Genomic DNA, 13,940 nt, shown 5'->3' on the forward strand with positions numbered 1-13,940 from the left:
TTTTAGGTTTTAATAATTTCTGCTGCTTCCATTGCTGCAACTGTAGCGTATCCTGCGATCGCTAGCATCATCGAAATGAAAGGCTTCCTAGCCAAAGAAATTGAGCGACGCTGCCATAGCTGTAAACGCAACAGTAGTTGAGATGATTACAGTAATGCTCAGAATAACAAAGTAGAGGTTGTATTGAAAAAGCATGTGACAAAGGATTTAAGAGATGATCTCAACCTTATGGGATAAGTTTGAGGAAGTCATGATGTTTCAGGAATTTTTATAATCACTTGAAAGCGGTTAAATTACAGCAGAATTTGAAATCCTGCATAATTACAGAAAAACTATTGTTTTTTAGGAATAACGTTCCTGATTCCACTTTTAGCAGAGACAGTATCACCTTTGTAGCGAGGGATGATATGAATACTGGCGTGCATAATATTTTGACCAGCAGCACGATTGATGTTCATTCCTACATTAAAACCATCAGGTTCAAATTCTGCTTTGATAATTTCTTGGACTTTGTTCGCCATAAACCAGCAAGCATATTGCTCTTTTAATGGAAGTTCAAAATAATTGTTAACATGACGTTTGGGAATAACTAAAACATGACCTTTACTTATTGGATAGCCATCAAAAATAGCATAAGCAGTTGCTGATTCCGTTAATAATTTTAGATTTTTGTGAGGATTACAAAATATACAATAATTAGATGAATTTCGCTGATGATTATAATGAACATATTCATATAGCTCCCGATGCTCATCTAAGCAAATTGAAGTAAAGGGAAGTTTTACAAGACATTGATAGGTAGGCTTTTTGTGGACATAATGTTCTCTAAACCCTTCTCTTTTGATATCCCTTCTCACAGCATAATAAGCTTTACCTCCTGGTTTTAATAAGTGTGATACTTCCATAAGAACATTAGTTTGTTCTTCAGTGAATAAAACATTTAAAACATAGAAACAAATTATTAGATCAAATTTAGTATCAGGATATTCGGGAAAATAATAAGGATCATAGCCTGTAATATCACAACCTTTTTGGCGCAATATTTTAACATCATTACCAAAGCCACAACCAAAGTCTAGTATTTTGCCTTGGAGAAGATTTTGATTTAATAAAAACTGTGCCGGAAATGATAGATAACTTCTTTCGATCGCAGTAAGATGGCTGAATTGATTTTTTTGCTGTTTCATAGAATTTTGGTGCTGATGTCCCAAAATTATTATTCCCAGCATTTGTTGATGTTATGCGATGTCTACGATGGGCTATGACGCTCGCAGACTCGCTACCGCTACGCTATCGGCGTCGCATCAGGGTCAATACCTAGCTCACGTAACTTAGCAGCTAATATATCAGCACGTTGGCGTTCCTGTTCAGCACGTTGGCGTTCTTGTTCAGCACGTTGGCGTTCCTGTTGGGCTTGTTCGCTGCTCCACAACAGCAAATTTCCTTCTCTATCCCACCAGCGCAGCCAATTCATGGTTTGACATAATCTTTCACCTTGCCAAATTCCGAGAAATAACTCTAACTCAGGAATCCAAAAGCGTCCATTCGTGTCTGCTTGCTGCAAAGTATATTGTCCATTTTGCAAGCACCGTAGTTCTATGCTTGGTTCGTAAGGGTCGTAGGTTACGTAAGTTGGAACTTGGAGAATCTTTTCGTAATAATAGAGTTTACCGTAGGGCGGAGTTGAGCGGACTGATAATTCTCCGCCTTCTGTGTCTGAGAGAAATTCCATCACTACAGCTACAGCAGCGCCTTCTAAATTTGGGGTATAGCTGCGACGAACTACATTTGTTCCCACAGACTGCACTTGAGGTACATAAAACCAGTCTGGGGCTTTGACAACGATTTTTTTGTTGACTGTGGCTACAAGTCCAAAATTAGAGCCAATCAGCATCTGGGGTTGGATGCGTCCTGTGCTTCCCAAGGCATCGGTAAGCGCAGCAGCGATCGCAGGTTGTTGAATATTTTCCACTGGATCGTCTGGTAAAATGAAGTCGGCTGGAAGTGCTTCCCAAGTAACAATTGGTTCTTTTTGGATGGGGTTAACTTGTAGAACCATAAAATTACTCCTAATATCCATGCACAGTATATAGTTATTTTTAACAAATCTTCAGGTAGCATAGAGGTGCGATCGCAGCATATAAATTCAGATAATCTTAAGTTTTGGATGAATAGACTCGCACTGCCTAAAAACCCAGAAATCTAGAAAGATTTCTCAGACTGGTGTATATACTCGTAGTCAAGCACTTAGCAGACGTGAGTATTATGCTGGAATGGTTTATTGGCTGGATAGCAAGCAATGCCTTTCTGCATCGGAAATTTTTAGAATATTTCTGTGCTTGGGAGTTTGTCTGGCAGTTTGAGAAGGAAGGCAGTATTTCAATTGAGGATCTCAAAACTGAAGTTTTTGGCAAACATTGGCAAGATGAAACTTGGCATGAGGTATTGCTGCTAATTGCAGGAATGATTGATGCGAAATTTGTTGGTGAAATTATTAATCACTTAATGGTGCAAGATTGTGAGGAGAAAAAATTTATCAACTTGTTTTTAGCGGCTAAGTGTCTTGCAGAGGTGAGAAATCGGTCGATAATTGTGTCAGTGGCTAATAAATTATTTGGCAAGGTAAAAGACTTAACAAAATATGACCTCTGGTATTATTACACCTATGACAAAGCAGAAGAAACTAAGCTAGTTCAGGAAGTTCGCATTCAAGCAGTTGTAACAATCGCCGCAATTTGGAAAGATAACCGTGATGCCTTACACTGCCTTAAAGACCTCATTACTGCTGATAATAAAAACTATGTCAGATGTGCAGCCATCGAAGCATTAGCCAGCAATTTCAAAGATCGCCCAGACACCCGCTCGTTTCTCAAAGACCTCACTACTGCTGATAATAAAAACTATGTCAGATGTGCAGCCATCGAAGCATTAGCCAGCAATTTCAAAGATGACCCAGACACCCGCTCATTCCTCAAAGACCTCACCACTGCTAATGATGGAAATGTGCGGCGTGCAGCGAATAAAGCATTACTCAGCAATTTCAAAGATGACCCGGACACCCACTCGTTTCTCAAAGACCTCACCACTGCTGCTAATGAAAATGTGCGGTGTGCAGCCATCGAAGTATTAGCCAGCAATTTTAAAGATGACCCGGAAACCCTCTCGTTTCTCAAAGAACTCACCACTGCTGATAATCAATGGTATGTGCGACGTGCAGCCATCGAAGCATTAGCCAGTAATTTCCCAGATCACCCGGACACCCACTCGATTCTCAAAGACCACGCCACTGCTGATAATCAATGGTATGTGCGACGTGCAGCCATCGAAGCATTAGCCAGTAATTTCCCAGATCACCCGGACACCCACTCGATTCTCAAAGACCACGCCACTGCTGATAATCAATGGAATATGCGAAGTGCAGCAATCCAAGCATTAGCCAAACACTTCAGATATCAGCCTGAGTTGTTTGAAATTTACTACAACTGCGCTGTTAATGATCCCTTTAAGCGTAAGCGAGACTATGAAACCAATCCTCGACGGGTTGCACTAGAGATAATTATCAAGCAATTTCCTCAGTATTCTCAGACTTTACTACTGTTGCGTGACAAAGCAGAGAATGACCCAGATGAGCAAGTGCGAAAGTTTGCTCAAGAGAACTTAAAGCAGTGGAGAGAGTAAATGTAAGCTGAGTATATGCCCAAGAAAATCAAAGAATTAAAAAGCTTGTTGCTAAAAGCAGGGTTTACATACCGTCCTGGAAAAGGTAGCCACACTAATTGGTATCATCCCCTGCTATCTGGGAGAGTTACTATATCAGGTAAAGACGGGAATGATGCTAAAGCTTACCAGGAGAAAGACGTTAATAATGCACTCCAAAGGTTAGAAGAAATTAAAAAGGCTCAAGAGGAAGAACAAGAATGAATTCTCACTACACAATAATTATTCAGTGGTCTGATGAAGATGAGTGTTTTGTTGTGAGTCTTCCTGAATGGGGAGAGTTTTGTCATACTCACGGAGATACTTACGAAGAAGCTTTCAAAAATGCTCAAGAAGTTTTAGAAATGCTGATTGAATCATCTTTGGCTGACGGTCAACCTCTACCAGAGCCAAAAACACTAGAAAAGTCGTTAAAATAATTTGTAATTTGTCAAATTAGAAAAGCATACGGCGATGCCTTCACGATAGGCATCGCGGATTTTAGATTTAATCTAATCTAAAATCCCAAATCGAGTTACCGATTCACCGCCGCTGCTTCTCTTGCTGCTGCTGCTTGATCTGGGTGGATACCCAAACGAGTGAGATTAATGCGACCTTTGTTATCAATTTCGCGCACTTTGATAATCACTTCATCGCCCACCGCTACTTCATCCTCAACTTTGCCAACGCGGTAGTCAGCTAGTTGAGAAATGTGGATCATGCCTTCTTTTCCTGGCAAGAATTCCACAAATGCACCTATCGGTATAATCCTAGTAATGCGTCCTGCATAGACATCCCCTTCGTGCAACTTGCGGGTCATGCCTTGGATGATATTTCTGGCTCTCTTGGCCTTATTCTCATCCACAGCGGAAATTGTCACGGTGCCATCATCTTCGATGTCAATTTTTGCACCAGTTTCCTCTGTGATTCCCTTAATAGTCTTGCCTCCAGGCCCGATGACCAAACCAATCATGTCTGAATCAATCTTGATTGTTAACAGACGTGGGGCATAAGGTGAGGTTTCAGTCCGTGGTGTGTCGATGCAGGCGAGCATTTTCTCTAGAATGTGCAACCGGGCTGCTTTCGCTTGGTGGACAGCTTGGGCTATAACCTCCAAAGACAAACCGGAGATTTTCATATCCATCTGCAAGGCGGTAATCCCGGTATCCGTCCCGGCAACTTTGAAGTCCATGTCGCCCAAAAAGTCTTCAATGCCTTGGATATCGGTCAGGACTCGTACTTCGTCCCCTTCCTTAATCAGACCCATTGCCGCGCCACTGACGGGTTTGATAATTGGTACACCAGCATCCATCAGGGCGAGGGTAGAACCGCAGACTGAACCCATTGAGGTGGAACCGTTGGAAGAAAGTACTTCCGATACGATGCGAATCACGTAGGGAAATTGTTCTTTTGACGGTATCACAGGTATTAGCGCTCGTTCTGCCAATGCCCCGTGACCAATTTCGCGCCTTCCTGGGGCCCGCATTGGCTTGGTTTCACCGACTGAGAAGGGGGGGAAGTTGTAATGATGCAGATAACGCTTGTGCTGATCTAACTGCATGTCATCGTTGAGGTTTTGAGCATCCCCAGGTGTACCCAAGGTACAAGTGGATAATACCTGAGTTAGTTCTCGGTTAAATAAACCGCTGCCGTGGACTCGCTTTGGTAAGACATCAACTAAACAAGAAACCTGACGCACTTGATCGAGTTTACGACCATCAACGCGGACGTTATCTTCGATGATTTGTCGCCGCATGAAGTGTTTGGTAATATCTTTAAAAGTGTTACCAAGTGCCTTCTTATTTGCAGTTGCAGCAACTCGAATTGGGTCTTCTTCTGGCAGTTCGCTAATCGTCGCGGCAATTTCATCCTTGACGACATCTAAAGCTGCATCGCGTTGGGGTTTGGTGAAACTAAATTGAGACAGGATTTTCTTAATTTCGCCGCTGGCGCGATCGCGGATATAATTTTCTAGGGTTTGGTCTACTTCTGGTGGTGCTTCTTGCACTATTACTAGACCCAGTTCTGCAATTAAATCTTGCTGCGCTTTAATTAAGTCCCGCACTGCTTCATAACCAAAGTCAATCGCTTCGAGAATATCTCGCTCTGGCAACTGATTGGCTCCCGCTTCCACCATGATCACGCCATCTGGTGAACCTGCTACTACCAGATCCAAATCTCCAGCTTCAGTTTCTGCATAAGTGGGGTTAATAATGAAATCATCTCCCACTAAACCAACCCGCACTGCTGCCATTGGCCCATTAAAAGGAATCTGGGCAATCAGGGTAGCGATAGAAGCGCCTGTAACTGCTAACACATCGGGTGGAACTAACTCGTCCATCGATAGCGTTAAGGCAATAATTTGCAGGTCATCCCGTAACCATGAGGGGAACAAGGGACGCATGGGACGGTCTATAAGACGGCTGGTGAGAATTGTTTTTTCTGGTGGACGACCTTCGCGCCGCATGATCCCGCCGGGAATCCTACCTGCGGCATATAGCCTTTCTTCATAATCTACAGTAAGGGGAAGAAAATCAATGCCTTCTCTGGCTTGCGATCGCGTAGCCGTCACTAAAACGGACGTGTCCCCTGATTCTATCAAAACCGACCCACCAGCTTGGGGAGCTAATAGGCCTACTTTCAGTCGAATATCCCTTCCATCGAAGGATATTGACTTATCAACTTCTGCCATTCAGTTTTTTTTCCTTCTCTTTCGCTATTCTCTTTCTGTGGCAATCCTAACATTTATGCCTTATGGCTGACTTGGGTTACATACAAAGATAAACAAGTCGTTCAACACGTGTGATACAAGATTAGCGCGTCTACTACCTGCCCATTCTCTAGCTTCGCCGCGCCCGGAATTCGCCCAATAATCTCAAATCCTAACGACTGCCAAAGTGTAATTGAAGGTATATTAGTCTCAAAGACCAAATTAAACATTACTGCTTCGTAGCCCAGGTTTGTTGCGATCGAAAGCATAGCCTCTCCCATGAACCGTCCTAAACCCTGACCGCGTAACTCAGGTTGTACAATAAAACCAGCGTTGCAAATATGGCTACACCGACCGGGAAAGTTTGGCTTTAAATAAAACGCCCCTAATATTTCTTTTGGCTTGTGTGTAGGATCTATAACAGATGTCCTGACAACAAAGGCATCCTTGCTTAACCAGTAAGCTGAAAATTCTGTAGGAGAGAGGTTGCTTTTGAGGATAGGTTTTACCTTCAAAAATTACAACATTGAGTAATGCTCTTACAACCTCGTGTTCTTGAGGATGCATATAATCCAGTTCCACTAACATCCCATTTTTTAAGACTTTAATTAGGGGAAAATTCATTATTAACAGTGTTTATGTGGAATAATTACTGAAATATTTATTATATGAGAATTTTAGACAATAAATCTTCTTGAGAAGATGCAAAAAGTAGAATAATTGTGATTTTAATTCTAGAGTTTTGGGAAAATCTGAGTAGTTAGCAAATGGCGATTTTACACTGTAATTGGTTACTAAAAAATCAAAATGGTTGTTTATTTATTTGGGGGGAAACTTGGCGATCGCCACGAGTGAATTTCGAGTCTAATGGATCTGGAGATATCCCAGTACATCCATTGGCAATGACATCAGTTGAGTTGAGTGAGTGGTTGCGTTCCCAGAACATGGCAATTACCAACTTCATTCAAAAACCTCAAGTTGGGATGCCTGCGACGGGCAAAGCGATCGCAACTACTGGGCGATCGCGCAAAGCCGCCAGTGCGCCTGAGATCGGTTTACCAACACACTCTCAAATCATTGCCCTACCAACTTATATAGAAGGTAGTGATAAAGGAACAACAGCAATTTTCCCTGTACATTCTGCTAGCTTAGGGGAAAATACAGACTCCCCGCAATATTTGCAACCGTGGCGAGTTGAAGGTTTTTGTCTCAACGCCAGCGAAGCAGTAAAATTTCTCGCCGCGATTCCCTTAAATGCTGCTAAAGGGGAAGATGCTTTTTTGGGTGGAGATTTACGCTTTTGGTCGCAGGTTGCCCGATGGAGTTTAGATTTAATCTCCCGATGTAAGTTTTTACCAACAATTGACCGACAATTAGCTGGTGCATTTTCTGCCAAATGGCGAGTACTTCTAGATAGTGCTGTAGATGGAACCCGCCTAGAAAGATTTTCTGGAAATATACCGTTGGTTTGTCGCACTTATCAAGAGGAGGTGGGGACTGGGGAGGAGTTTTCCCAATCTCGACTTTATGTAGACTTTCCCACAGAACCTCAAGAATTACTTTTGGGATTTCTCAACAGTACGATAGATGCCCAAGTGAGAGAAATGGTAGGTTCTCAACCTCCAATTGAAGCTAAAGCGAGCGCATCTTTACCGTCTGGGGTGCGACAGTGGTTGCCAGCCTTAACTAGTGGATCTCATATAGTTAATGCAGATGCCATTGAAGTGGAAAGGCTGGAAGCGGCACTGAAGGCTTGGACTATGCCGCTACAATACCAATTAACTCTTAAAAGTCTATTTCGTACCTGTTTTCAACTGCGTTCTCCAGAGTCTGGCGAAACAGATTGGACATTGGCGTATTTTTTGCAAGCGGCTGACGATCCAGAGTTTTTAGTGGATGCAGCAACTATTTGGAACAATCCAGTTGAAAGATTGGTTTATGAAAATCGGATAATTGACCAACCACAAGAAACATTTTTGCGAGGTTTGGGGGTAGCTTCCCGTTTATATCCAGCGATCGCACCCAGTTTTGAAACCGAATATCCCCAATCTTCTCGCCTCACCCCCATCCAAGCTTATGAGTTTATTAAAGCTGTAGCCTGGAGGTTGGAAGACAGTGGTTTGGGAGTAATTTTGCCTCCTAGTTTAGCGAATCGTGAAGGATGGGCAAATCGTTTAGGTTTGAAAATTACTGCTGAAACTCCAAAGACAAAGCAGGGACGTTTAGGGTTGCAGAGTCTACTAAATTTCCAATGGCAATTGGCAATTGGCGGACAGACTATTTCCAAAGCCGAGTTTGATAAACTTGTGGCTTTAAATAGTCCGCTAGTAGAAATTAACGGCGAGTGGGTGGAATTGCGCCCCCAGGACATCAAAACAGCCCAAACATTTTTTACCACTCGCAAAGACCAAATGGCACTTTCCCTGGAAGATGCCTTGCGTTTCAGTACAGGCGATACTCAAGTAATTGAAAAATTACCAGTGGTCAGCTTTGATGCATCAGGGGCATTGCAAGAGTTGATTGGAGCGTTAACAAATAATCAAGCGATCGCACCTTTGCCCACACCAGCAGCCTTTAAAGGGCAATTGCGGCCTTATCAAGAACGTGGTGCTGCTTGGCTGTCCTTCTTGGAACGTTGGGGTTTGGGGGCATGTCTCGCAGACGATATGGGATTGGGCAAATGTGTAGCAAATAATACATTAATTGATGTAAATGGACTGTTACACACAGCCGAGACAATCTGGACAACTCACGCTGGAGAAACTGAGTTTGACGGTGAGGGATTTTGGGCTAACCCCACAGAGCAATTACTAGTTAATTCCATAGATGAAAAAACTGGCAAAATTGTCCAGGCTAATGTTAGGCGGTTGTATCGGCAGCAAGTCCGCGAGAAATTACGAAAAGTCACACTAGAAGACGGTAGCAATATCACTATCACTCATCGTCACAAGCTTCTAACAAGTAAAGGTTGGACAAATAACTTACAGGTAGGTGATTACGTTTGTGTCCCAGGTAAAACGCTCTGGAATGGAAAACCACAAGACCCTGATTTAGTCAAGTTTCTTGCTTGGCAGATTGCTGAAGGGCATGAACTACCCGATGTGGGAAGAGTCACAATATCCCAAAAAGATACCAGAGTATTAGACGATTTACTCCAGACTTGCCAACGCATTCAAAAGCGCTATAACCTCAAAATTAATAGCCCTAGTATCTCTATCTTCCCTAACAGAGTTTCTGCTCTTCGAGTTAATAGCCAAGCCTATCGGCGATTCTTAGAAGCTAAAGGTTATGTTTGGGGTAAACTATCGGCAGAAAAATCTATTCCGCCATTCATTATGCAGGCAGACTTAGATAGTGTGCGGATATTTTTACAAAATTATTTTGATGCTGAATCTGCTGTTGTTTTGAGTATGGGGAGTATTGAAATTGCTACAGCTTCAGCTTTACTAATTCAGCAACTTTCGGCACTACTGCGTCGTTTCGGTATTTGGTTGCGAATATCGCCCAAACTGAAGTGTGCCACTAATGGAACTCGTACTTTACGCACTTACTATATTGGTGTAATTGGAGGGAATTCTGCCCGCAGATTTATCCAAGAAATTGGTTTTAATAACTCAGAAAAAAAGAGCAAATTAGAACGAATTTGTCAACTAGTCAGCAACACAAATATTGAAGGAATTCCTGCTTCTGATATGGTTGCCCAAACAGTCATAGCAACGGGACTTCCATTGCGGCATTTTGGGATGCACAACACTGTTTATATTAATGGTTCACAGCAATTTTCTAGAGATAGTTTACAGCGAGTAATAGCTGGGATGAGCCGTATGATTAGTGGAGAAGCCCAAGAACAATATCAGCTATTAAAACCTTCCAAGTGGACAACTCAAACTTTGTCAGCATATAGCAACCTAGATGTAGAACAGTTGAGCTTAACAAGACAGTCTTTGCAATGTCTTCTCGACCAAGAGGTATTTTATTGCAGGATAGAATCAATAGAGGACATAGATTATGATGGATGGGTTTATGACTTTGAAGTTAGCGAACACCATAATTTTGTCGCTAACAATATTATTTGCCATAACACTGTCCAATTCATTGCTTTTCTGCTGCACTTGAAAGAACAAGATGCACTAGAAAATCCAACACTGCTAGTTTGTCCAACTTCGGTTTTAGGCAACTGGGAAAGAGAAGTCAATAAATTTGCACCAAGCCTGAAAATTTTGCAATATCACGGTGACAAACGTCCAAAAGGAAAAGCGTTTTTAGAAGCCGTAAAAAAACATGATTTAATCGTTACCAGCTACTCACTTCTGTATCGAGATATCAAGTCATTGCAAAGTGTATCTTGGCAGATAATTGTTTTAGATGAAGCCCAGAATGTGAAAAACCCAGAGGCGAAGCAGTCAAAAGCAGTGCGGGAATTAGAAGCGACATTTCGTATTGCATTAACGGGGACACCGGTAGAAAATAGACTGCAAGAACTATGGTCTATTTTAGATTTTCTCAATCCTGGGTATTTAGGCAATAAGCAATTTTTCCAGAGGCGGTTTGCCATGCCAATTGAAAAGTATGGTGATACCGCTTCTTTGACTCAGTTACGTTCATTAGTTCAACCATTTATCCTACGGCGATTGAAAAGCGATCGCGACATCATTCAAGATTTACCAGATAAGCAAGAAATGACCGTATTTTGCGGTCTGACTGGTGAGCAAGCCGCACTTTATCAACAAATTGTCGAACAATCTTTAGTAGAGATTGAATCTGCTGAAGGATTGCAACGTCGGGGGATGATTTTGGCTTTACTAATCAAACTCAAACAAATCTGCAATCACCCAGCCCAATATTTGAAAGAAGCGACATTAGAGCAACATAATTCAGCCAAACTTCTGCGCCTAGAAGAAATGTTAGAAGAAGTTTTAGCAGAAGGCGACAGAGCTTTAATCTTCACACAATTTGCTGAGTGGGGTAAATTACTTAAACCCTATTTAGAAAAACAGGTAGGACGAGAAATATTCTTTTTATATGGCAGCACTAGCAAAAAACAACGGGAGGAAATGATCGACCGTTTCCAACACGATCCTCAAGGGCCACCGATTATGATTCTTTCTCTGAAAGCGGGTGGAGTAGGACTGAATTTAACACGAGCAAATCATGTATTCCACTTTGATAGATGGTGGAACCCAGCCGTAGAAAATCAAGCCACAGATAGAGTATTTCGGATTGGTCAAACCCGGAATGTACAAGTACATAAATTTGTCTGCACAGGCACTTTAGAAGAAAAAATTCATGACATGATCGAAAGTAAGAAACAACTAGCTGAACAAGTTGTTGGTGCTGGTGAAGAATGGTTAACTGAACTGGATACAGACCAACTTCGCAACTTACTAATACTCGATCGCAGCGCAGTAATTGACGAGGATGAAGGATGAAACTTAATGCAGACGAGTTAAATTCAGCACGTCAACATTTACTTAAAAAAGTCATTGATTATTTTATAGTGAAGAAAGGTGTTGAGGCTTTATTCGTTCAAGGATCTATAGCATCAGGGACAACGGATGAATTCTCTGATATTGATTTTAGAGTTGTTGTTCAACCAGAATTATACGAGCAATTTCTTGATGAGCGTTTTTCTGCTCCTAAATATTGGGGAGAATGGCTATACAACGAGTGGCCAGCAGGAGTTCGATGGGTTTGCGTCTCTCACTTCCATCCATTCAATAAAATCGATGTCCTTTACTATCAGCCAGAGAATCTTCAGCCCTCCCCTTGGTACTTACAACCTGTTGAAGTTATTTATGATCCTAAAAAGTTAATACACCAAGTTATTGAAGCTTCTTCTGGCTTAGAGTTTACACTAGATGCTGATGAGGTTAATCGACTGATCAGCAAAGGGCTAGCACAAGCCGAGGAAGTATATCGTCGAGTCATGCGTGGAGAACTTTTCTATGCACAATCACTGCTGGACAATTTTCGCGGAAGCATGATGCAAATTGACGATTATTTCTTCAAAAATCCTTCTTCTTCCATGTCTCCATCTGCTCACTTTGAACAGCGCGGTAGTCAGATGTTAATTGAGGTTCTAAAACACTCCTACCCTTCCCTAGATCAGACATCTATTCTTAATGCATTGAATGCTTTACTCAATAGATATCAATACCAAGTAATGAACCTTCACGACATGCTGCGGTTAAATCGAGATGCAAAAACTGATTTGCATTGGATTGATACACTCATTAATTTATCTGGGGGTACTTTTAAGCTTTGAAGGACACTTGTAGCGGTATAGTCTTATTTATATTATTTGCATTTATAAATTCAAAATTAATTACTGAATTTCAAGATTGTCCAATAATCTCAAAGGTAAAATCATGACTAATTACACATTACAAGCGAGTCGAGAATGGTGGTCACAACAATGGCTAGATTTACTAGATTCCTATCGTTTTAAAAAGCGTTTAGAACGTGCTAGAAACTATGCTCGTCAAGGAAATGTTCTGAGCATCGAATTTAAAGGTGCAAAAGTATTGGCTAAGGTGCAAGGCAGTGAAGTAGAACCCTATAAAGTTTCCCTTTCCCTTGAACCATTTACCGATGAACAGTGGGGTTATGTAATTGAAACCATGTCACAAAGGGCAATTTTTGCTGCCAAGCTACTAGCAGGAGAAATGCCACAAAATATAGAAGAAGTCTTCACAGCTAATGGTCTTTCGATATTTCCATTTACCCTAGGTGACGTTCATAGTAAATGCTCTTGTCCTGATAAAGCAAATCCTTGTAAACACATTGGTGCGATATACTATCAGTTAGGCGATCGCTTCAGTGAAGACCCCTTTGTACTATTTCAATTACGCGGACGTTCCAAAGAGCAAATTATCAGCGATTTGCGTAAATTACGTAGTGCCAAGATTGAACCCAATACTACAGAAACGCCTGATGTTCAACAGTCAATTACTAATAACAAATATTCAGTAAAAATTGACTCTTTCTGGCAATACAACGAGCCACTAGAGTCATCTTTAGTAGTGATTGTACCGTCTAGCAGCGAGACGATATTAGATGTCTTGGGAGCGATTCCCCTAGCAAAGGAAGAGGAAAACGCAGTAAATTCAACTTCGAGTGATGTGGTAATGAAATATTTAAATACCGTTTACAGAGATGTAAGTCAGAAAGCTGTTTTAGCAGCAATGAATGTAGGAGGAAGTTGATAATAATTCGTAATTCGTAATTATGAATTAAATTGACTGGAATATTCTCGCCTTAAAACTCTATCCCTTTATTGGTAGAGTATTTACCAATTCTGAATTCTGACTCCTGACTCCTGACTCCTGATTTATTGTCCAAACTCAAGCCTAGCCTGTTCTACCAAATCAGCAGTCACAACATCTTGGCCGGCTTCACGAGCCAGCTGTTCAATTCTGGCTTTAGCTTGAGAGCGGACAAAAAAGGGAATATTTTGTAACTTTTCTTTAGCTTCAGATGTCCATCGCAAAGCATCAATAAAATTGGAATCGTTCATAGATTAGTTACCTTGGCA

11 protein-coding genes and 1 pseudogene are annotated in these 13,940 nt (G+C 41.6%); 6 read left to right on the plus strand and 6 right to left on the minus strand.

Features of this window, described 5'->3' with window-relative positions; all coding sequences use genetic code 11:
* Window positions 1-2: 2 nt before the first annotated feature.
* The 3 genes from RMY64_RS02400 to RMY64_RS02410 form a co-directional block, all read right to left on the minus strand.
* A complete protein-coding gene (locus RMY64_RS02400) occupies window positions 3-131 on the minus strand; it encodes a hypothetical protein (protein ID WP_322699203.1) in 129 nt (42 codons plus the stop codon).
* A 201-nt stretch (window positions 132-332) separates the two neighbouring features.
* On the minus strand, window positions 333-1,187 hold the full coding sequence (locus RMY64_RS02405; protein WP_322699204.1) for a bifunctional class I SAM-dependent methyltransferase/HIT family protein: 855 nt from the start codon (window positions 1,185-1,187) through the stop codon (window positions 333-335).
* Between the two features lie 98 nt (window positions 1,188-1,285).
* On the minus strand, window positions 1,286-2,059 hold the full coding sequence (locus RMY64_RS02410; protein WP_322671265.1) for a Uma2 family endonuclease: 774 nt from the start codon (window positions 2,057-2,059) through the stop codon (window positions 1,286-1,288).
* Window positions 2,060-2,265: 206 nt separating this feature from the next.
* Here RMY64_RS02410 and RMY64_RS02415 point away from each other — a divergent pair, with 206 nt between their 5' ends.
* The 3 genes from RMY64_RS02415 to RMY64_RS02425 are packed head-to-tail and all read left to right on the plus strand — an operon-like array spanning window position 2,266 to window position 4,136.
* Complete coding sequence (locus RMY64_RS02415) at window positions 2,266-3,678, plus strand: HEAT repeat domain-containing protein (RefSeq protein ID WP_322699205.1); 1,413 nt, start codon at window positions 2,266-2,268, stop codon at window positions 3,676-3,678.
* Between the two features lie 15 nt (window positions 3,679-3,693).
* Entirely contained in the window at window positions 3,694-3,921 is a 228-nt protein-coding gene (locus RMY64_RS02420; RefSeq protein ID WP_322699206.1) for a type II toxin-antitoxin system HicA family toxin, read from the plus strand.
* Window positions 3,918-4,136 (plus strand): type II toxin-antitoxin system HicB family antitoxin, encoded by a 219-nt coding sequence (locus tag RMY64_RS02425; RefSeq protein ID WP_322699207.1) that lies wholly within the window; start codon window positions 3,918-3,920, stop codon window positions 4,134-4,136. Before RMY64_RS02420 ends, RMY64_RS02425 begins: the two co-directional genes overlap by 4 nt.
* 95 nt (window positions 4,137-4,231) lie before the next feature.
* Here the strand turns inward: RMY64_RS02425 and RMY64_RS02430 are convergent, their stop codons facing one another.
* A complete protein-coding gene (locus RMY64_RS02430; protein ID WP_322699208.1) occupies window positions 4,232-6,388 on the minus strand; it encodes a polyribonucleotide nucleotidyltransferase in 2,157 nt (718 codons plus the stop codon).
* Between the two features lie 101 nt (window positions 6,389-6,489).
* Window positions 6,490-7,030: pseudogene (locus RMY64_RS02435) on the minus strand (GNAT family N-acetyltransferase).
* Between the two features lie 143 nt (window positions 7,031-7,173).
* On the opposite strand from RMY64_RS02435, the gene RMY64_RS02440 reads away from it, so the two are divergent.
* From RMY64_RS02440 to RMY64_RS02450, 3 genes are all read left to right on the plus strand, one after another.
* The gene (locus RMY64_RS02440) at window positions 7,174-11,835 is read left to right on the plus strand and encodes an SNF2-related protein (RefSeq protein ID WP_322699209.1); all 4,662 of its coding nucleotides are present in this window, start codon (window positions 7,174-7,176) and stop codon (window positions 11,833-11,835) included.
* Entirely contained in the window at window positions 11,832-12,671 is an 840-nt protein-coding gene (locus RMY64_RS02445; RefSeq protein WP_322699210.1) for a nucleotidyltransferase domain-containing protein, read from the plus strand. Before RMY64_RS02440 ends, RMY64_RS02445 begins: the two co-directional genes overlap by 4 nt.
* 103 nt (window positions 12,672-12,774) lie before the next feature.
* Complete coding sequence (locus tag RMY64_RS02450) at window positions 12,775-13,611, plus strand: SWIM zinc finger family protein (RefSeq protein WP_322671258.1); 837 nt, start codon at window positions 12,775-12,777, stop codon at window positions 13,609-13,611.
* A gap of 125 nt (window positions 13,612-13,736) precedes the next feature.
* Here the strand turns inward: RMY64_RS02450 and RMY64_RS02455 are convergent, their stop codons facing one another.
* Window positions 13,737-13,922, minus strand: a complete 186-nt coding sequence (locus RMY64_RS02455) for a PCP reductase family protein (RefSeq protein ID WP_322671257.1) — start codon at window positions 13,920-13,922, stop codon at window positions 13,737-13,739.
* Between the last annotated feature and the right edge of the window lie 18 nt (window positions 13,923-13,940).

This window comes from Nostoc sp. DedQUE08 (genome assembly GCF_034530895.1).
Lineage (GTDB): Bacteria > Cyanobacteriota > Cyanobacteriia > Cyanobacteriales > Nostocaceae > Nostoc.

What these genes read in the sequence shown, in the direction of transcription:
- RMY64_RS02405 (WP_322699204.1), bottom strand. Translation starts at nt 1,187, where the DNA reads ATGAAACAGCAAAAAAATCAATTCAGCCATCTTACTGCGATCGAAAGA.
- RMY64_RS02410 (WP_322671265.1), bottom strand. Translation starts at nt 2,059, where the DNA reads ATGGTTCTACAAGTTAACCCCATCCAAAAAGAACCAATTGTTACTTGG.
- RMY64_RS02415 (WP_322699205.1), top strand. Translation starts at nt 2,266, where the DNA reads ATGCTGGAATGGTTTATTGGCTGGATAGCAAGCAATGCCTTTCTGCAT.
- RMY64_RS02420 (WP_322699206.1), top strand. Translation starts at nt 3,694, where the DNA reads ATGCCCAAGAAAATCAAAGAATTAAAAAGCTTGTTGCTAAAAGCAGGG.
- RMY64_RS02425 (WP_322699207.1), top strand. Translation starts at nt 3,918, where the DNA reads ATGAATTCTCACTACACAATAATTATTCAGTGGTCTGATGAAGATGAG.
- RMY64_RS02430 (WP_322699208.1), bottom strand. Translation starts at nt 6,388, where the DNA reads ATGGCAGAAGTTGATAAGTCAATATCCTTCGATGGAAGGGATATTCGA.
- RMY64_RS02440 (WP_322699209.1), top strand. Translation starts at nt 7,174, where the DNA reads ATGGCGATTTTACACTGTAATTGGTTACTAAAAAATCAAAATGGTTGT.
- RMY64_RS02445 (WP_322699210.1), top strand. Translation starts at nt 11,832, where the DNA reads ATGAAACTTAATGCAGACGAGTTAAATTCAGCACGTCAACATTTACTT.
- RMY64_RS02450 (WP_322671258.1), top strand. Translation starts at nt 12,775, where the DNA reads ATGACTAATTACACATTACAAGCGAGTCGAGAATGGTGGTCACAACAA.
- RMY64_RS02455 (WP_322671257.1), bottom strand. Translation starts at nt 13,922, where the DNA reads ATGAACGATTCCAATTTTATTGATGCTTTGCGATGGACATCTGAAGCT.